Below are 20,341 nucleotides of genomic sequence, written 5' to 3'. Positions count from 1 at the left end.
GACTTTATTTTTTAACCCCAATTCAATACCTTTTTAAGAACTCCACAAAACAACTTTTCGCCGTTTCGAGCGTGCAAATATAAAACCCTTTTTTATTCCCACAACTACTTTCCTAAATTAATTTCTAATCTATTTTTTTAAAATCCATAAATAACTTGTTTACAGGGAGTAATGGACGTATTTTTTTTTTACGTTCGGGATAGAGTCTTTGTTGGAGTTCTCCAGATGTTTACCATCTGGAAGCGACTGATGATAGCCCGGTCTAGACTTGGTCTAGAAACGCCCTGCTACAAAAAGAAATTCCAAACAAGACCAAAACGTACTGTGAAGTCTCGGTATGGATAATTGGGTGCGGAGAAATAGTCTGTACCTGTAAAGGATGAATTGAAGTGTTCTGCCTTTAGATAAATACGTGTTTGTCTGACTTTTGCGTTAATAAAGAAATCTAGTCTTGGAAAACCTCCTATTTTGGTTTGGTTTTGCGTGTAGAATTCTGCTAGTAACGGGTCATATCCGTTTGCATTATACTCTGAGAAATAGTTAAAGATTATTCCTGTTTGAAACTTAAGGGCTTTTTTAAAAACTTCGTCTGTATAATAGAGTGTATTCCGTGTTATAAATGCTGGTACGTTGAATACATCATCATCACTAGTGACATTTTGATACATTATTGTGTTGTCTAAAGCAAATTTACCTAAGCGCAACTCTTTTTGGACTTTTACTCGCAAATACTGTATTGATTTACTGTACTGCGTTGGTTTTATAACTTTAACATCGTTCTGAACAGATTCTAAATTAAAATAGGTGTAGTTATCTATATTTGAAACATCGACACTAGCATTGACATACTTCTCTGATTCAATACCAAATGACAATTGTTGAGATTTAACAGTATCAAAACTATCTTGATTATCCCAATTATAGTTTGTGTAATCACTTTGATATAGCAGATGATTATAGTTTGGCAACCTATTATTAATATTTAAGCCTCCAACTATGTTTAAATCTTCGGAAAATTGATAGGCTACTTTTGCGTCTAGGAAATTACCTTTTATTTTATCGGATAGATTTGCTCCAACACTTCCATTTAGATTAAACCTTCCTATTTTGTTTTTATATGCTCCAAGAAAGCCAAAGAAATCTTCTTTGATTCTGTTAGTTATAGTTTGATTATTTAACGATACCAAACTGTTATACCCATAATTGATATTGGTATAATTAATTTTGAAAGATATATTACCGAGTAATTTATTACGAAACGACAAACCTAAATCTGAATAAAAGTCTTCTAAAGTAACTTTGTCCTGAATTACATTATTAAATGATGTGCCAAAAAAGGAGTTGTCTGCTGATGTTTGGTTATACTCGTAAAACTTATCTTGAAATGAAACCGTGTTATTTATTGACAGCTTATTATCTGTTAAGCTATCCTTCTTTGAAATAATATCATAAGAATGTTCTAGATGAAAGCGTTTACCCTCGAGATTATTTTCAGCATTTTGAAAATTGGGGTCAAATACTGAACGGTCTTGAATCTCTTCTTCGTCATTAATGAATCGCTGTACATCATCCTCTGTTAACCCTCCATTTTCTTGATTTAGTAAATCTTGCATCGCTATATGTCCTCGCATCTTATAGCGACCATTTCTGGTTTGGTAATTAGTTGTGAATCTAAAATTACCTGTGCTGGTTAAGGCATTTTGGTAATTTCCTAAAGACCTAAGCCCCTTGTATGCTATTGAGAAATTAAACCGTTTTGAGGTATTTACTGTAAAAAATGCATCTAATGTTTGTCCTTGAGAGAACACTGTTTTGTAATACAACTCTGTTAATGGTGTAGGTACATGGTAATAATTAATATCATCAACTTCCATATAATTAAAATGTCTTGCTTGAGCAGAAAACAAAGGCATAATATTTCTTGAAGAATTATCAAAACTTAGCGAATTATAAGTTTGACCTGTGTTTGCAAATTGTATACGATTAAAGTTGTCTTTCCTTAGGTAATTATACTTGTACTCCTTTTTTATTGTGAGTGTTGTATCAACGTAAGTTGTATCGCTGTCTTTTGAAATGATTTTGTAGGCATAAATAGTTGCTACACTAGCTTTATTTGATTTTATTGGATTGTTAGTTTTGACCCTAGAAGTATCAGTTAAAATTTTAGTCTTTGGTTTGGGTTTCACCTGGGCTTGAATACAAAAACAAGTGAAAAAAAATAAAGGCGCTAGAAGATATTTATTCATTAAAACTTATAACTATTTAAGTCAGTAAAGTTAAACAAATATAATAAAGGGTATAAAAAAAGCGACTCTTAAAAGAGTCGCTTTTAAATATAATATCGTTAATCGCTTATGGATTAACACAGAAATCAGTTGATTCAGATGCTCCAAAACTAGCTCCCGATGCATGGTTAATAATAGAACAGTCTACACTGTAGCTACCATTACCATATGCACAACATATACCATCTCCAAAAGAATCAAAGATTGTAAATGTGTAACAACCGTCAGCTAGATTAACAGTAGCTCCTGTAGAGCCACCACTTGCTACAACCATATCATCAGCATCTGTTATCTCCCAAGATGTTTCACCAGGATAATTATCAGGGTTGATAGTAACAACAACATCGTTACAAACAATTTCTCTAAAATAAACAATTGAAACAGTTTCTCTAAAGGCAAATGTACCATCTGGCGCATCTATTGAGAATACCAAATTCTTAATATCACCATCCATACCACCTATATTAGCGAAAGTAAAATCAATTGCTAAAGTACCAACATATTCATTTGCTGGAATATTGATACTTCCTATAGAGTACTCAGAAGATGTACCAGGCGTAGTTGCATCAGCATCTACAGTAACACCAATTGTTCTATCAGTAGGCGATGTAGTTGTACTACTTACGGGTATCTCTAAAGTTAAATCCTCAAGAGGAACTTGGATGTTAAAAGAGGTCTGCTCAAAGGCTACAGAAGTTTTGCCTCCATCAAAAAATATTTGTTCGTTATCACAACTACTAAGAGTCCCGATGCAGAATAATAATGCTATTAGTTTATATAAATTTTTCATAATGAATTGTTGTATTAATTAATATCCAGGATTTTGCTGTTCTCCAATCGCTGGATTAGCATTAATCTCTGAAAGAGGGATTGGCAGTGTAAACCTGAAATCGTTAGCAGCTAACGTACAAGCTCCGCTTTGTCTGTTACAATCTGTTAAATCTCTATCAATACCTCTGTTACCAGCAACACCTAATCTTTTTAAATCACGATAGCGATGACCTTCAAATAAAAATTCAACTCTACGTTCATCAAGGATAGCACCATAAGCTTCTTGTGCTGAATTGTAGACAGGTAAAGGCTGTGAAGAACCAAATCTTGCATCTCTTAATTGCTTAATCAATTGAGCTGCACCAGCTAAATCATTATTAGCACCAACTCTTGCCTCAGCTGCAATGAGTAACATCTCTGCAGATCTAAACACTTTTAAATCATTCATCAGAGGCTGATTTTCAGAACCAGGATACTTTGCAGGAATGATTTTGTCAGTAGCAAATGAATTTGGATTAGTCATGTAATTTGGATCTATAGTACTAGCTGGCGAAACATTAATATCAAATCTTACATCATTTGGATCTAACATATTGAAAACCTTTCTATCCATTTCAAAGTAAGAATCTGATAGAATGTCTGCGAAAGTATAAACAGCACCTGGCCATCCACCTGCATTAACAGAACCTGTTGCACCTTGTCTATCGAAAGGTCCATTTCTTACACGTTGTAGTTTAAAAATTATTCCTTCATCAGAGTTGTCTAAGAACATATCTCTATGAGCAGTCCTATCTGCTATTGGATAGCTTGCTAATAAATTATTCGCTAGTGTTAAAGCTTCTCCGTATTGTCCTCTTGTTGCAAGTGTACGCGCTTTTAAAGCTCTTACAACATCAATAGAAATTCTGTCCGTAGAAGTCGCAGGACCTAATAAACCTTCCGCAGCAGCTATGTCGCTGTTAATGTAATCCCAACCTTCACCTACGGTGTTTCTTAATGGCTGAAATGTTAAAGGCGGTACAAAGTCTACCACAGGTATTCCAAGAGAAGCATCATTTCTTACATCTACAGAATACATGTTAAGTAATTCGAAATTTGCGTAAGCTCTGATAGTATGAATTTCACCTAATAGTTGGTTAAATCTTGCTTGATCTGCCGGATCAACTTCAATCACTTGTGCTGCTTCTAACAAAACAGTAGCTCTATTATTTTGAGAAAGATTTCTAATCCAAAAGTTACTTGATGCAGCAGAAGTAGGATTTAGTACAAAATCATACAAAGCAAAACCTTGTCCACCAGTACCAGCACCTATAGATATCTCATCACAAAAATTTGATGATAATGCAATCTCTGGTGTAATATCAAAACCAAATGTATTAGGAATACCTCCGTTTCTCGAGTACAACCCAAACAAACCAGCTTCTAAATCGTCAACAGTCCTAAAAGCGTTTACTGGATCTAATAACCCAACCTGTCTTATGTCTATAGCATCGTTACAGTTTACTAATAAAACTGCCACAAGACTCATAATTAAATATTTAATTTTTTTCATCATATTATTTTTTTTATTAAAAGCCTAACTCTAACCCTACAGAGAACGTTGCTGGTGTTGGATACTCAGCACCACCGTTATCACGAGTTTCTACATCAAAACCTCTCCATTTTGTGAAAGTTATAGCATTTTCAGCATTAAAGAAAACTCTAGCTTTAGTAAAACCAGTACCTTCCAAAATGTCTTGATTAAAATTGTAACCAAAACTAGCAAAACGTAACCTTAAATAATCACCACTGTATAAGAAGTTATCATCGATAGCGGTAAAAGAGTTTCTGTTAAATGCAGTTGGTGAAGGTATATCTGTAATATCACCTGGCTGAGTCCATTCTCTTAATATATCAGCCGATAATTGAAAAGAACCTGTATTATCAACATCAACAAAACCAGCATAATCAGAATCGAATCTATCAACTCCTAGGACATAGTTCCATTGTGTCGTTAAGAAAAATCCTTTATAATCAAGATTAAATGTAACACCACCATTCCAGTCTGGCAGAATATTTTTCCCTGTCCAAACCTGATCATCAGTTGTTGGTGTTTCAGTAACATTATCATTAGCATCTAAATATAAAAGATTACCATTTGCTGGATTAACGCCAACGTATCTAATTAAAAAATACTCTCCCAAAGGACCACCTACTCTTCCTGTGCCAGGCAATTCATCTACTGGTAAATCTATTAATTCATTTACGTTGTAGTTACCAACAACACCAACAGACATAGAAAAATCTCCTGGTTGGTTAGCCCTAAAAATATCGTAATCTAATTGGAAATCAACACCTCTGTTTTCTAATTCACCGATATTAGCGAATTGTTGAGTAAAACCAGTTGTAGCAGATAAGTTAATTGATTGGAATAAATCTGTTGTATTACGTTTGTAATAATCTACAGAACCACGAAGTCTATTGTTCCACACTCCAAAATCAACACCAATATTTAGTTGAGCAATAGTCTCCCACTTTAAGTCTCTATTACCGACTTGCTCTAGAAATATAGCTTGGTTACTAATATAACCAGTATCTGTAGTAAATAAATCCAATGTCTCGGCAAAAGCAGAGAAAGGCCCCGCACCAGTAATATCCTGATTACCCGCGGTACCATAAGACGCTCTTAATTTTAAGTTGTTAAAAACAGAACCGTCCATAAATGCTTCATTAGATATATTCCAACGACCTGCTACAGACCAGAATGTAGCCCATCTGTTCGAATCAGCAAAGCGATAAGATGCGTCTCTACGAACTGTAGCAGCAAAACCGTACTTTGAATCATAATCATAATCCAATGAACCAAAATATGAGAATAAACCTGCATCACGTTTTGTTGCAAAAACATCATCAACAAATATATCGTCATTTGGTCCATCATCGATAAAACCAGCTCCATCGCCTGGTGCAAATGTTAACACATTTAAACCTCTAGATAAAAAGCCAAAGAATCTCCTATGAGCCTTAAAATATTCCGTGTAAGCACCTAAATTTATTGTATGCTTACCAAAAGTATCATTATAATTTAAAGAAGTAACCTGATTATATGTAAACACTCTATCAGTGTCTTGCGTTATACGCTCGTTATTTCCACCAAAAATCTGTGCATTAATGGAGTTTGGAAACTGACCAAAGGTCAAAACTTCGTTCTGGTAATCCATAGAAGCAACAACGTTAGCACTCAAGTAGTCAGTAAATTTGTAATTAGCATTAACACTAGCCACAATTTTAACTTCTTCTTCGAAACGAGTAAACTCTTGAAGTCTATCAATTAAGAAGAATGGTGTATCAACTACACTTGGCGCCGCAATAACACCTGGTTTAGCTATACCAAACTGATCTGGAGTATTGTAAGGAAAAGATAATAAAGAACCTAATACGTAGTTTCTATTTACAGCACCTGAACCTATGTTGTTTGGCTCATCACTTTTAGAGTAGTTCATAGACAAATTTAAACCATAGTTAAACTTATCATTACTACTCTTACCCGTAACATTACTTCTTACATTGAATCTAGTAAGGTTACTCTGCACTAAGATACCTTGAGTATCAGAAAAACCAATAGAAGTAAACTGAGTAGAATTTTCACCACCACTAGATAATGATACTGTGTGATTCTGAGTTACAGCTGTTCTGAAGAAATAATCAAACCAATCAAAGTTTGGAGCAGCAGCAATTTCTGCATCTGTCATTGGCACTTGGTTTTCAGGAATAGCAGGAAACCCAGGTGTTAAAAAATCACGCACTGGTCTAAAACCTTTATTAGCTGTTGCACCAGCTCCAGCTCCTCTACCTTTATCTCTTTCATAAGTCAACAACTGTTGTGAGTTCATAAGATTGTAATCATTACCTTGGATTGCACTGTAAGACACAAAACCATTGTAATTAACTTTTAGACCCTGATTATAACTTCCTTGACGGGTTTTAATAACAATAACTCCATTTGCACCTCTATTACCATAAATAGCAGTTGCACCAGCATCCTTTAACACATCAATAGATGCAATTTCCTGTGGATTCAATGAACGGAAATTATCTTCATCCACTGGAGCACCATCAATAATAAATAAAGGTTCGGTATTACCATTAATCGAGCCAACACCACGAAGTTGCACTAAAGAGTTCCCTCCAGGCTGACCAGTACTTGTTGTTATATTCAAACCTGGCACTTGACCAGATAGTGTTTGAACAAAACTCGCATTCGGTCTGTTTTCAATAGTCTCACTTGACACTCTAACAGAAGATACACTAGATTTAGTTTTGGTAGTTGTACTGTAACCAGTAATAACTACTTCATCAAGAGAAGCTACATCATCTGCCATTGATAAATCTATGACACTAGCAGCTCCAACTGTTTTTTCGGTAGTTTTCATACTAACGAATGAGAAGACAAGAATATCTCCTGCTTTTGCTTTGATAGAATACTTCCCATCAAAGTCTGTTTGCGTACCTCTTGCGGTACCTTTAACAATCACATTAACTCCTGGCAACGGTAAACCGTCCGAAGCTGCTGTAACTGTACCCGTAATGTCTTTCTCTTGTCCAAAAGAAAGCTGCATTACAAACGCCATAAAAAGCGTTAATAACCATGTTAACTTTAATTTCATAAAACAATTATTTGAGTTAGTCTTCCGCAAACATCATAATAAAATATTAAAAATGCAAGGGAATAGCATAAAAAAATGTTAAAGGAAGACCTATAAAACTTAATAATACATCAATATTCAATTTATTCATTTGCATTATCGAAATATTCCATATGGAAATATTGATATTTTAATAATTGAATGTATTTTTCTACCCTTATAATTATGACTTTAATAAATACATTTTCTAACAACAAATTTGAATGTGGTACAGACGAGGCTGGGAGAGGATGCCTAGCTGGTCCTGTTACCGCAGCGGCAGTAATTTTAGATACTAATTTTAAGAATTCAATACTTAATGATTCTAAACAACTCTCCGAAAAGAAACGAATGCTTCTTAAACCGATTGTTGAATCCAAAGCAATTACTTTTGGGGTAGCACATATATATGAACAAGAGATTGACACCATTAATATATTGAATGCATCTATAAAAGCCATGCACAAATCAATAAGCAAGCTTGATATTAAACCAGGCTTTATTATTGTAGACGGAAACAAATTCAAACCATATATTGATATACCACACCAAACCATTATTAAAGGCGATAGTAAATATCTTAGCATAGCAGCAGCCTCTATTTTAGCAAAAACGTATCGTGATTTATATATGGAGACAATCCACAAAGAGTTCCCCATGTACAATTGGAAAAAAAATAAAGGTTACCCAACAAAAGAGCATCGAGCTGCAATAAAAAAGTATGGTGTCACAAAATACCATCGTAAATCCTTTAGATTGCTTCCTGAACAATATCAATTAGATTTATGAGTCTTATATATTTGCAAAAATTAATCCTGGGATGAAAAATCTTTTTCCTTATATATTTTTAACCTTCATTTTTTCTTCTTGTTCTGGCCGCTATGAGACCAAAACGGAAGTTTCTGATTTATTTCCTCAATCTTGTGAAATTATAATTAAAATAAACGCTCTTAACAATCTCTCAAAATCAACTCACAAAGAACTTCTGCTTGATGATTTAAAAAATGATTCTCTATTAAAAAGCTTACAATCTTTAAATTTTGGAGAATCTCAATATATAGGTATAGTTGATAATGCTTCGGTTTTTTTTACTGAAAAATCAAAAGACTTAATTTTAAAAGATTCCACATTAGATATTGAAACTACCAAACTCCCAAAAAGCGAAATCTATAAGACCGTCTTTAATAAAGATACTATTTACCTTAAAGTAATTGACAGTTTCTTTATGGGCTCAAAAAATCTATCAGCGCTCAGAAAAATTAAAAAACAAAAAAACACAGAACTAAGAAACCTACTAAACGCTTCTAACCCTAAGGCAGCTATTACAATAATCAACAAAAAGAAAAACAACTTACTATTAAGTGAAGTAGATTCTATCTATCATAATTCAAATGACTTAATTGATATTAATTTTGATGCAAGAAGTATCTACATCAATGGAACAACTAAAGGAAAAGACAGTTTATTTTATTTAGATACATTCAAAAACACTAAGCCTCAAGAATTTAATATTGCTAAAATAATTCCTGCTAATATTAAATCAATAGAGCGCATTGCTTTTGATGATTTTTCTGTATTTAGGGATAACCTTCAAACGATACATAAAACCTCTTTTGATTCTATTCCTAACTTTCTTAATTATGTTAATGAGATTGCACAAATCGATTTATCAAATTCTGAAAGTGCAATAGCAATAAATACTCTTGACATAGAATTGATAACAGATGAATTAGGTCTAGACAACAAAGCAGAAGACTACAAAGGTGTTTCTATTTTCAGATTTCAAAACCAAACTGTTTTTAGCGAATACTTTAAACCATTTATAGAAGTTGACAAAGTCTCTTACTTTTTTATAACCGAAAATTTTGTTGTCTTTTCGGACAAATTAGAAACACTGAAAAATATTATTTCAAGTAAGCTGAATAATCAAGTTTTTTCTAGTTCTGAAAAGTATGAGACTCTCAGTGAAAATTTAGTTGATGAGTCTTCATATCTTATTTATAAAAATGAAGAAACTCTATCACATTTTCTAAATACAAACACAACGGATTACAACGCAAACATCGTACAATACACATACGATAATGACTTTGCGCATATTAATGGTGTGTTTTCAAAATTTAAAAAACAAGCAGCCGCAAAAACTGTAACAGAAGATTTTACAGTAAACCTATCTTCAGAAATATTATTACAACCGCAAACAGTTAAAAATCATAGAAATAAGACCAACGAAATCGTTGTTCAAGACATTAACAACAGACTTTACTTAATTTCTAATAGCGGAAAAATACTTTGGAAAAAGCAACTTAACGGACCTGTCTTGGGTGAAATAAAACAGATTGATATTTATAGAAACAACAGACTACAACTTGCTTTTGCAACACCAAACAACGTCTATGTCATTGATAGGAATGGGAAAGATGTAGGCCCATTTCCTTTGAAGTTTAGTGATAAAATCACGCAACCGCTTTCAGTTTTTGATTACGACAATCAAAAGAATTATAGACTACTCGTAACACAGGACAAATCTCTTTTAATGTATGACACAAAGGCTAAACGCGTTGGTGGTTTTAAATACAACGGTGCTAAAGAAAGCATAAGTTCTCAACCAAAACATTTCAGAATTAGCAGCAAAGATTATATTGTATTCTCTCAAGGCAGTAAATTAGAAATTCTTAATCGTCAAGGAAAAGAACGCATCAGCACAAAAGGAAGTATTGATTTTTCAAGCAACGAAATTTATGATTATCAAAATAAATTTACTACACTAACAAAAAGAGGAGAGCTTGCTCAAGTTGACACCAAAGGACAAATAAATCTCAAAAATTTAGGCTTAAACGCAGATACGGAGATAACAACTACAAACAAAACGCTTGTAGCTTTGACCGAGAACAAACTAAAAATAAAAAGTAGAGTTCTAGACTTAGATTACGGAAATTATACAACTCCAAAAATCTTTTATTTACAAGACAAAATTTACATCACGACCACAGATTTACAAACAAAGAAAGTCTATGTTTTTGATAGCCAAGCTAAACTTTTACCTAACTTTCCCGTTTACGGAACATCCACAGCGGTTATAGATAATCTAGACAATAAACGTAATCCCGAACTCATTACATTAGGTGACAGCAGTACTATTATTGTTTACAAAATGAACTAATTTTTTCGACTAGCTGTATTTTTTATTTTATATTTTTGAGTTATTACCACATTTAGACAACTATTAATCAATCAGTTAAAATGAAAATACAGACATCTTTACATCAGATTTTAATTTTATTTTGCTCACTATTTTTTTTAGGAAACTATACAGAAGCCCAAACAAAAAAATTAAAACGCCCTAAAAATAGAGTAGGGATTTCTAGTGTTGACAATTTTGTACAAGAGTCATTTGACTTATATGACAAGGTTTACAAATACGACAGCTATGTACAGTCTGGCAAACCCCTTGAAGATGAGGATATTGATGTTCTTGAAGATGCCCTAGAGGACGTAACTCGCCTTAGTGAGAGTGCACCAGATATTATTGGTGATTTAGATGGTGTTGGAGTACTTAAACAGGGTAAAGCAACATTACAAGTAAATAGAGCAAAAAAGGCTTTAAAATACTGTATTAAAACAGCAAAAGAGCTTTTATTAGGTCAACGAAAACCAAAAGATAAAGAAGACAGAGAAGAAAAGGATGATAATTCTAATAGTGATAAAGAACAAGATGATAATAAAGACGTAAAAAATGAATCGGAGGACAAAAAAGAACCGTTGGATGTTTCTGATGGATTAGAAGCCTACAGTAAATATGATTTTGTCCCTGGAGATAAAGTACTATTTTTTGATGATTTCTCCCAGGATTTTATTGGAGATTTTCCATCTAAATGGAACACCAATGGTTCTGGAGAAATCATAAGAACAAACAAAGTAGAAGGCAATTGGTTTGAGCTAAAATCTGGATATGGTATTTATTACATCCCAGACATAAACACGCTCCCTGAAGATTATACAATTGAGTTCGATATATTAGCCTTCGGACTTTCCCAAAACACTTCGTCGACATCCAGATTAGAGATAATTTTAAGTGATAATGACGAATTTTATGAGGGTAAAGAGCATCATGCGAAAGCCTCCTTACCATTTGGTCAGTTTGGAGCATTTGATATTAAAACAAACAACTATTTCAATAGAACTGGCGGAAAAATAAACTCATCTATTAAAGCAGACATCAGAAAAGCTGTTAAAAATCAGCCCCATATATCCATATCTGTAACAAAAAAGCGATATAGACTCTGGGTTAATGAAACTAAATATGTAGACATCCCTAGATTTATAGAAGTGGCTAATGCTTTAAACTTTGTGAAATTCCATATTAATGGCTTTAAAGATGGAGAGGAACGTATTTTTATAAGAAATCTAAAAATCGCTGAAGGAGGTGTCGACTTAAGAAGAAAATTAATTTCTGAAGGAAAAGTATCAACTAACGGAATTTTATTCGACTCTGGTTCTGCAAATCTTCAACCACAATCGCTTGGAATTATTAGACAAATATCTCAAGTTTTGACTCAAGATGAGAGTATAAAACTTAAAATTGTTGGGCACACAGACTCTGATGGGTCTGATGAGGCTAACCTAAAATTATCCAAAGCTAGATCGGAGGCAGTTAAAGACGCATTAATAAACATATATAAAATTTCTGAAGACCGTTTGTCTACAGAGGGAAAAGGAGAAGCAGAACCTGTTGCAGATAATAATACCACAAATGGGAAATCGCAAAACAGACGTGTAGAATTTATAAAGACTTGATAATACAATACTTTAAAATTTGAGTCATCTTTTTAAAGTTTTCATACATCATTTTGTACTATTGCAATTCGTAAATTTAAATACGAATTGCACCTATGATAAAACGCCAAAAAGCTTCAATAAAAGACTTGATAATCCATAAAGTTGGAAACAAATTTAATGCTACCAAAAATGCGTTTTCAGATGCAACAGTTCATTTTGATGAAGCTACTTATCAGCTTATTTTACCCTACTTATTAAAACCATTTGTTAGTGTTGCTGAAACCTATCGTTTTAATCACCATTCAGACGTAAACCTCAATGAAATTAACACATACTCTAAGCAACTATTTTCAGAAGAGGGTGATTTTTTAGATATCTCTAAGCACATAGTCACGCATCTTTTTGAACAAAGTAATTCGGCTCAAATAAAAACTGGAGATGTAATAGTTTGCCATTTTGAAAATATTCAATACCAAGACTATTTTACTGACGCCATTGGCATATTTAAAATTGAAAATAAAACAGAATTTTTTCAGACGTATTTAGAGCAAAATAGCTACGATATTTTAGTACAAAAAGGCATACAAGCAAAAAAAGTAGATAAAGGGTGTTTAATTCTTAATACTTCAGATATGGAGGGCAAAATTGTGCTAAGCGTAGACAACAATAATTACGATACGCAATATTGGATTAAGAGCTTTCTGAACATAAAATATCCTGACGATAGTAACCAACACACCAAAAACTACATTGAGCTTTGTCGCGAATTTTCCAAGGAAGTTTTACAGCCTAATTTTGGAGGTCAAGAGCAAAGTAATTTCTTAGCAAAAACAGTTGATTTCTTTAAAGAAAATGAAATTGTAAATGTTAAGACGTTTAAAGAAGAAATCTTTGAAACTGAAGACCAAATAAAACAATTTGAAGACTACAAAAAAACCTACGAAGCTGAGAATAGTGTTCTTATAAGAAATCAATTTGATGTCTCTGAGATTGCCCTAAAAAAGCAAAAACAAAAAATTAAAACAGAGATAAAGCTGGATACAAATATTCAAATAAAACTGGACGTGGATGCTCCTGATGCTTCTGCTGAGTATTTAGAGCGCGGTTATGATGAGGATAAAAAAATGTATTTTTACAAGGTGTTTTTTAATGCAGAAGGCTAACTACATCTTAGATTATCCCAAAAATACGCTTCTTAACTATTTTGTTTTTTTTAACATCTATAAATTAACTACTTTCATATTCTGTAATTAATTCATTATTAACACTTATGAATCCTTCATTGAGATATCTCTTAATATTACTTGTCTGTAGTTTTCAAACTATTGCTTTATGTCAATCAAACAATAATTTTCTAAAAGAAATAGACGCTAAAAAAACTCAGATGATTATAACGCTTAATAATGGAAATTCTTATAGAGGTATGGGATACATTGTTGACAATGATATTTACTTCACAAGGATTGGGGATAAACACACAAAAATCTACAACGATAAAGATGTCACATCTTTAGACATGAGAGAAAATGGTAAAATTGTCCATTTCGATTATAGATACCTAAGAAAAGGGAAACAAAGAAAAAGACTTTTAAGGCTTGTAAGCTCTGGAAAAATTGATGTTTACTTAATATCTAATACTACAAAAAAAGGCAATAAAAATACCTCACTATCTACAGCAGAAGTGCAAAATATAATCCCTTTGAGGATAAGAAACAGATATGGTTATAAAGACAAAACGTTTAATCCCTATTTGTTTTTTGACACTGAACTCTATTATATTGGAAACGGAAGAAATGACATCGTAAGTCAACTAAATTTAAACAAATACCTATTTGAGAAAAAATACAAAGATTTTACTACCAATCACTTTGTGAATTGTCCAGAACTCGTTGAGCGAATGAAAGACGATTTTAAACACAAAGAAGACATAGTATTAGCAATAGATTTTTACAATAATTCTTGTAACTAAAATAGAAATTTATACCAGCTTTGCTTCAAAAAGAATTTTAAAGTGCTTTAAAATTTTAGATTTAACTTCTGTTTCGTCAACCTTTTCATTTCCCAATTCTACGTTAAGTGAAGTCACAGCCTTACCTCTAATGCCGCAAGGAATAATATTATCAAAATAACCTAAATCAGCATTTACGTTTAAGGCAAAACCGTGCATTGTTACCCAACGACTTGCTCTCACGCCCATGGCACAAATCTTTCGTGCAAAAGGTGTGCCCACATCAAGCCAAACTCCTGTTTCGCCTGGACTGCGCCCGCACTCCAATCCATATTCTGCTAACGTTAGGATAATACATTCCTCTAGAAAACGAAGATACTTGTGTATATCTGTAAAAAAATTATCTAAGTCTAAAATGGGGTAACCCACAATTTGTCCGGGACCGTGGTAAGTAATATCACCTCCTCGATTGATTTTATAGAACGTTGCACCTTTTTCTCTTAACTGTTCCTCAGAAAGCAAAAGATTAGACAGGTCTCCACTCTTACCTAAAGTGTAAACATGAGGATGCTCTACAAAGAGAAAATGATTATCTGTTTCTAAGCCAGCATCTTCTCTTCTGTTCTTTATTTTGGTATCTAAAATAGCTTTAAAAAGTTGCTCTTGATAATCCCAAGTTTCTTTGAAATCTTTAGAACCTAAATCTTCAAATTTTATGGTTTTATTCATAAAAAGTAACGTCTACATCAAGTAATTCAGGATTTTTTATATAATCCATCCAACTAGCAACATAGGTAACTGTTTTTCCACCATTAGAAATTTCAGCACCTTCAACGCTAACGGATTTTACTTTTTTAGGGAATACTAACTTTACGGTGTATTTAGAAGCTTCAAAATACTTTAAGAACTCTTTACTCATTTCATCAACCTCTTCACTTAAAAGACTATTTAGCTCATCTATTTGTTCTTCAGTTTTTTCAGCTACTGTAGTTTTTCGGCTGAAGCCCTTAGCTGTCATATTGTAATCTACCTTATTATTTCCACCTTCTAGAGCACCTAATGGTGACTGATTTTTCATCATGTCTACTTGGTCGGCTTGCTGATTTATACTCTGCGCTTTTTTAATTTTTTCTTGAATTCCCTTTAAGTCTTCTATAGACTTAAACTTCATCCCAATACCCATATTCATTTCGCCAGAGTCTTCATCCATTTTCATGGTCATGTACATATCCTTAATGGCTTCGAAAGTTGCTTGTTTATCTTCTGGTAAAGCAGCAATACTATCTTTATAAGTCTCCATCATGTCAGCAAAAATCATAGTCGTATCCATAACTTTCCCCTTTTCTTTATTCTCTGTATCACCGCCCATTGCCTTCATTTGAGCCATCATTTCTCCCATGTCAAAAGTGGAAATAAATTCACCCGAACCGTCTTGGTTAAACACAATAGTTTCGGTAACATCACAGCTTGTTAGAAAGCTTAAAAAAGATAGAATTACAATAAGTTTTTTCATAGTGTATCGATATTTAACATTACAAAGATAGCCTTAAATAAGAAAAGCCCAACATTATATTTCTGTTGGGCTTTCAATTTAATTATCTAGAAAAATTACGCTTCCACATCATAGAAAAATTGCTCTCTCCAGATTTTGCCATCTTTCACTTGGTAAACGGCAAGTTCATTCATCTGAGACCGATAACCGCTTGGTTTGTGTGTGGTATCCATCCAAAATCTTACGGTAAAATGATTATCGGCCACCAGAGGTTCTGATACTTTTGTACCATGTACCTCAAAATTTTCTTCCCACCATTGACCCTTTTTCTGTATGCCTTCAAAACCATGAACTTCTTTCATTGGCTCTTGCATTTCTACACTAGTAATATTTGGGCTGTATAATTCTTCGTAAGCCTTTGCTTCTTGGCCATTCCGACAATAGCTTACCAATTTGTCGGCGATTTCTTGAGTAGTCATAAATTATTGATTTAATTAAAATTTAGATATGTAATTTAATCATTTTCTTATTTAATTTTCAGGATTATTAAGAATTACTAATGCCGCAATAACACCTGGTACCCAGCCGCAAAGCCAAAGTAAAAAAACGATTAATATAGACCCACAACCTTTACCTATGACGGATAAAGGTGGAAAAATAATTGCGAGAAGGACTCTCCAGAAACTCATAATTTTATTTTTTGATTTGATGTAATGGTATGACGTAAATTCTACAATATTGTTACAAACCGACAATCGCTGTGTTTCTAAAAAAATGATTAGATTCGTTTTATGAGAATTAGTCTTGTCATTCTTTTTCTATTTGTTTGTTCCGTTTGCAAAGCACAATATTCTTTCTCAGGATATGTAGATGCCGAGGAATGGCAAAGTACAGTCTATTTATCCTTGGTAGAAGATTATAGAAAAATAGATGGTGTATATTCTGAGCAAATTATTGCCAAGACTATTGCCGATGCTGATGGCTATTTTAAATTTACTGGGAATATGCTAGACGAAGCAAACCGCATCTACAGAATCCATGTAGATAAATGTTCCGAAAATCTTCAAGATTCTAATCATTTCAACGGACATTGTAGCGATAGCAAAGCGCTGATTTTTATTGCAAATAACAACGACAATTTAGAACTTCCTTTTTCTTTTGATAACGAGGTCTTTTGCAATATCATTTCTACTAATCCAAAGGCCAATGCTTTTGTAAAAATTGATTCTTTAAAACAAGATATGAAGTTTGCCTATGGTGAATTTAGAAGTGAAACCAACCGAAAATTAAACAACAGAAAATGGTTTAAAACGCTTCAAGACTTTGGAAAATCTCTAAATGAACCACTAGCTGAGCTCTATATTTATGCTTATTTATCTGATAGAACAAGTGATTTGCATAATTATTATGTCGAAGATTTATCTAAAAACAACTACTATGATGATTTAAAGACAAAGCTTCTACTTGCCTACCCAGAGTCTACTTACACTAAACAATATACAAATGAATTGGCTTCAGACAAGTTTATGATTTCCACTTCTGATAAAACTAACTCTAGCATGTATTGGAGGTATTTGCTTTACGCTATTTTAGGTTTGTCTTTAGTAGGAAATATTTATTTTATTTTACAGAAACGCAACGCCAAAAAACAATCTAAGCAACGCTTAAAGGACAAATTATCCAAACAAGAGCGTGTTGTTTTAGACTTATTGCTTCAAGATAAAACCAACAAAGATATCGCCGAAACACTTTTTCTAAGTGTTAGCACAGTAAAAACGCACACTAACAACATTTACAAAAAGCTTAATGTACAATCTCGAGAAGATGCTAAAAGTCTATTTTTTAGTTAGTTAAAAAATTACAACCTGGTACTAGTACCGATTTCCAACCTTCAATTTTACAGAACAGTCTTTCATTTTTTGATTTTTGAGACCTAATCACTCAAAATCTAAATTATGAAACAACTATGTACAATTGCATTTTTAATGCTCTGCCTTTATTCTTGTAAATCACAAAAACTAAATGCCGAATTTCAACCCGAAGGCAAAGCACCTTACCTACTCGGTAAAATAGATAAATCGGGATTTGAGAACGAAACCTACAGCAAGTGGTTTAATACCAATTACGAAAACTACAATCCAAACGCACAAATTATTGAAGTGCTCAAACAAAATCTAAACGACTATAAAATTAAACTTTTTATGGGCACATGGTGTGGCGACAGTAAACGCGAAGTACCCAAATTTTTCAAGATTTTAGAAGCCGCAGATTACCCAATGAAACAGCTAACTTCAGTTGCTTTGAGCCGCGAAAAAGAAACTTATAAAGAAAGTCCACAGCATGAAGAAGCTGGACTTAACATTGTGCGCGTACCTACTTTTATCTTCTTTAAAAACGGTAAAGAAGTCAATAGAATAATTGAGCGACCAATTGAAACTTTAGAAAAAGATATTTTAAAAATCATTACGTCAAACGATTATAAACCAAATTATTTTGGTGTTAAACGAAAACCAAAAACCACCAAGAAATAGTAGACTCTAAATTGATTCTAAAAGTTAAGCCCTAATTTTTGTAAATAGTGTAATTTTGCACTTTTAAAACACAAAAAATGCAGCTTTCAGAACAAGAATTAGTAAGACGCGAAAAATTAGCAAAATTAAGAGCACTAGATATTAATCCATATCCGGCAGATTTATACCCGGTAAATCACACTTCAAAACAAATTAAAAAAGATTTTAGTGAAGGTAAACAGGTTATTATTGCTGGTCGTTTAATGTCTCGCCGTATTCAAGGAAAAGCCTCTTTTGCCGAGTTACAAGATTCTGAAGGTCGTATTCAAGTGTATTTTAATCGTGATGAAATCTGTACTGGTGAGGACAAAACACTATACAACGATGTTTACAAAAAGCTTTTAGATATTGGCGATTTTATTGGTATCGAAGGCGAATTATTTACAACTCAAGTTGGTGAAAAAACAGTTTTGGTAAAAAACTTTAAACTGTTAAGCAAAGCTTTAAAACCATTGCCTCTACCAAAGCAAGATGCTGAAGGGAACACGTACGATAAGTTCAACGACCCAGAGATGCGTTACCGTCAGCGTTACGCAGATTTAGCGGTAAACCCGCATGTAAAAGAAGTTTTTGTAAAGCGTACAAAGCTATTTAACGCAATGCGAAACTTCTTCAATGATGCTGGTTATTTTGAAGTTGAAACGCCAATCTTGCAACCAATTCCAGGTGGTGCAGCAGCACGTCCATTTATCACGCATCACAATAGCCTGGACATTCCGTTGTACATGCGTATTGCTAATGAGCTGTATTTAAAACGCTTGATTGTTGGTGGATTTGATGGTGTTTATGAGTTTTCTAAAAATTTCCGTAACGAAGGCATGGACCGCACACACAATCCAGAATTTACGGCTATGGAAATCTATGTAGCTTACAAAGATTACAACTGGATGATGGATTTCTGCGAGAAATTATTAGAGCATTGTGCCATCGCTGTAAATGGAACAACTGAAGCTACTTTCGGAGAGCACAAAGTCGACTTTAAAGCACCGTATAAGCGCATAACGATGCGCGATTCTATATTAGAATTTACAGGTTTTGACATCAATAATAAATCCGAAGACGAGATTCGTCAAGCGTGTAAAGATATGGGTATAGAAGTGGATGCAACCATGGGTAAAGGGAAGCTCATTGATGAAATTTTTGGTGAAAAATGCGAAGGTAATTACATACAACCAACGTTTATCACAGACTACCCAAAAGAGATGAGTCCACTTTGCAAAGAACACCGTGAAAATCCTGAATTAACAGAACGTTTTGAGCTCATGGTTTGTGGTAAAGAAATAGCAAACGCATACTCAGAACTTAATGACCCAATTGACCAACGTGAGCGTTTTGAACACCAACTAGAATTAGCTAAAAAAGGTGACGACGAAGCAACAGGAACTATTGATTACGACTTCTTAAGAGCTTTAGAATACGGAATGCCACCAACATCTGGTATGGGTATTGGTATGGACCGATTAATTATGTTCTTAACCAACAACCAAAGTATTCAAGAAGTGTTATTCTTTCCGCAGATGAAACCAGAGAAAAAAGCTGTAGAAATGAATGATAACGAAAAAGCAATTTTCGAGATTTTGAAATCTGAAAACCGAATGGATTTAAACGATTTAAAATCTAAATCAGGACTTAGCAATAAAGCTTGGGATAAAGGGATTAAAGGTCTAGGAAAGCTTGGTGTCACTAAAGTTGAAAAGACTGACGACGGCTTATTTGTTGAGCTAGTCTAAAAATATATATTACTCTCTATACTTAAAAGCACATCTTAAATTTAAGATGTGCTTTTTTATTGACTCTAAATAAAAACGCGTTAAATAAATACTAAATAACGC

16 protein-coding genes are annotated in these 20,341 nt (G+C 33.4%); 8 read left to right on the top strand and 8 right to left on the bottom strand.

Going from position 1 to position 20,341, the window contains the following annotated elements:
* Positions 1–287: 287 nt before the first annotated feature.
* From BUB95_RS07710 to BUB95_RS07695, 4 genes are all read right to left on the bottom strand, one after another.
* Positions 288–2,186: a putative porin gene (locus BUB95_RS07710; RefSeq protein WP_234969244.1), complete on the bottom strand. Its 1,899-nt coding sequence runs from the start codon at positions 2,184–2,186 to the stop codon at positions 288–290.
* Positions 2,187–2,352: 166 nt separating this feature from the next.
* The gene (locus BUB95_RS07705; RefSeq protein WP_073084965.1) at positions 2,353–3,075 is read right to left on the bottom strand and encodes a hypothetical protein; all 723 of its coding nucleotides are present in this window, start codon (positions 3,073–3,075) and stop codon (positions 2,353–2,355) included.
* Between the two features lie 18 nt (positions 3,076–3,093).
* Positions 3,094–4,611: a RagB/SusD family nutrient uptake outer membrane protein gene (locus tag BUB95_RS07700; RefSeq protein WP_083573332.1), complete on the bottom strand. Its 1,518-nt coding sequence runs from the start codon at positions 4,609–4,611 to the stop codon at positions 3,094–3,096.
* Between the two features lie 13 nt (positions 4,612–4,624).
* Complete coding sequence (locus BUB95_RS07695) at positions 4,625–7,702, bottom strand: SusC/RagA family TonB-linked outer membrane protein (protein WP_073084961.1); 3,078 nt, start codon at positions 7,700–7,702, stop codon at positions 4,625–4,627.
* 204 nt (positions 7,703–7,906) lie between these two features.
* Between BUB95_RS07695 and BUB95_RS07690 the strand changes: the two genes are divergently transcribed.
* The 5 genes from BUB95_RS07690 (at position 7,907) to BUB95_RS07670 (ending at position 14,468) form a co-directional block, all read left to right on the top strand.
* Positions 7,907–8,509 (top strand): ribonuclease HII, encoded by a 603-nt coding sequence (locus tag BUB95_RS07690; protein WP_073084958.1) that lies wholly within the window; start codon positions 7,907–7,909, stop codon positions 8,507–8,509.
* Between the two features lie 31 nt (positions 8,510–8,540).
* Positions 8,541–10,883: a hypothetical protein gene (locus tag BUB95_RS07685; RefSeq protein WP_073084956.1), complete on the top strand. Its 2,343-nt coding sequence runs from the start codon at positions 8,541–8,543 to the stop codon at positions 10,881–10,883.
* Positions 10,884–10,963: 80 nt separating this feature from the next.
* Positions 10,964–12,517 (top strand): OmpA family protein, encoded by a 1,554-nt coding sequence (locus BUB95_RS07680; RefSeq protein WP_073084954.1) that lies wholly within the window; start codon positions 10,964–10,966, stop codon positions 12,515–12,517.
* A 95-nt stretch (positions 12,518–12,612) separates the two neighbouring features.
* Positions 12,613–13,662: a nucleoid-associated protein gene (locus BUB95_RS07675; RefSeq protein ID WP_073084952.1), complete on the top strand. Its 1,050-nt coding sequence runs from the start codon at positions 12,613–12,615 to the stop codon at positions 13,660–13,662.
* Between the two features lie 221 nt (positions 13,663–13,883).
* Positions 13,884–14,468 (top strand): hypothetical protein, encoded by a 585-nt coding sequence (locus BUB95_RS07670; protein ID WP_073084950.1) that lies wholly within the window; start codon positions 13,884–13,886, stop codon positions 14,466–14,468.
* Between the two features lie 9 nt (positions 14,469–14,477).
* On the opposite strand, the gene lipB is transcribed toward BUB95_RS07670, so the two are convergent.
* The 4 genes from lipB to BUB95_RS07650 all read right to left on the bottom strand — a co-directional run bounded on the left by lipB (position 14,478) and on the right by BUB95_RS07650 (position 16,628).
* A complete protein-coding gene (gene lipB, locus BUB95_RS07665; protein WP_073084947.1) occupies positions 14,478–15,176 on the bottom strand; it encodes a lipoyl(octanoyl) transferase LipB in 699 nt (232 codons plus the stop codon).
* On the bottom strand, positions 15,169–15,960 hold the full coding sequence (locus BUB95_RS07660; RefSeq protein WP_073084945.1) for a hypothetical protein: 792 nt from the start codon (positions 15,958–15,960) through the stop codon (positions 15,169–15,171). Before BUB95_RS07660 ends, lipB begins: the two co-directional genes overlap by 8 nt.
* A gap of 95 nt (positions 15,961–16,055) precedes the next feature.
* Positions 16,056–16,418 (bottom strand): nuclear transport factor 2 family protein, encoded by a 363-nt coding sequence (locus tag BUB95_RS07655; protein WP_073084943.1) that lies wholly within the window; start codon positions 16,416–16,418, stop codon positions 16,056–16,058.
* A 51-nt stretch (positions 16,419–16,469) separates the two neighbouring features.
* Entirely contained in the window at positions 16,470–16,628 is a 159-nt protein-coding gene (locus BUB95_RS07650) for a YqaE/Pmp3 family membrane protein (RefSeq protein WP_073084941.1), read from the bottom strand.
* 102 nt (positions 16,629–16,730) lie between these two features.
* Here BUB95_RS07650 and BUB95_RS07645 point away from each other — a divergent pair, with 102 nt between their 5' ends.
* The 3 genes from BUB95_RS07645 (at position 16,731) to lysS (ending at position 20,239) form a co-directional block, all read left to right on the top strand.
* The gene (locus tag BUB95_RS07645) at positions 16,731–17,789 is read left to right on the top strand and encodes a helix-turn-helix domain-containing protein (RefSeq protein ID WP_073084938.1); all 1,059 of its coding nucleotides are present in this window, start codon (positions 16,731–16,733) and stop codon (positions 17,787–17,789) included.
* Between the two features lie 105 nt (positions 17,790–17,894).
* Positions 17,895–18,470, top strand: a complete 576-nt coding sequence (locus BUB95_RS07640) for a thioredoxin family protein (protein WP_073084936.1) — start codon at positions 17,895–17,897, stop codon at positions 18,468–18,470.
* Between the two features lie 77 nt (positions 18,471–18,547).
* Positions 18,548–20,239, top strand: a complete 1,692-nt coding sequence (gene lysS / locus BUB95_RS07635; RefSeq protein ID WP_073084933.1) for a lysine--tRNA ligase — start codon at positions 18,548–18,550, stop codon at positions 20,237–20,239.
* Positions 20,240–20,341 lie beyond the last annotated feature (102 nt).

It is taken from the genome of Winogradskyella jejuensis (genome assembly GCF_900129745.1).
In the GTDB taxonomy this organism is placed as follows: domain Bacteria; phylum Bacteroidota; class Bacteroidia; order Flavobacteriales; family Flavobacteriaceae; genus Winogradskyella; species Winogradskyella jejuensis.
The sequence above is the reverse complement of the archived record's forward strand: the minus strand, read 5'-3'. Positions and strand labels throughout refer to the sequence as shown.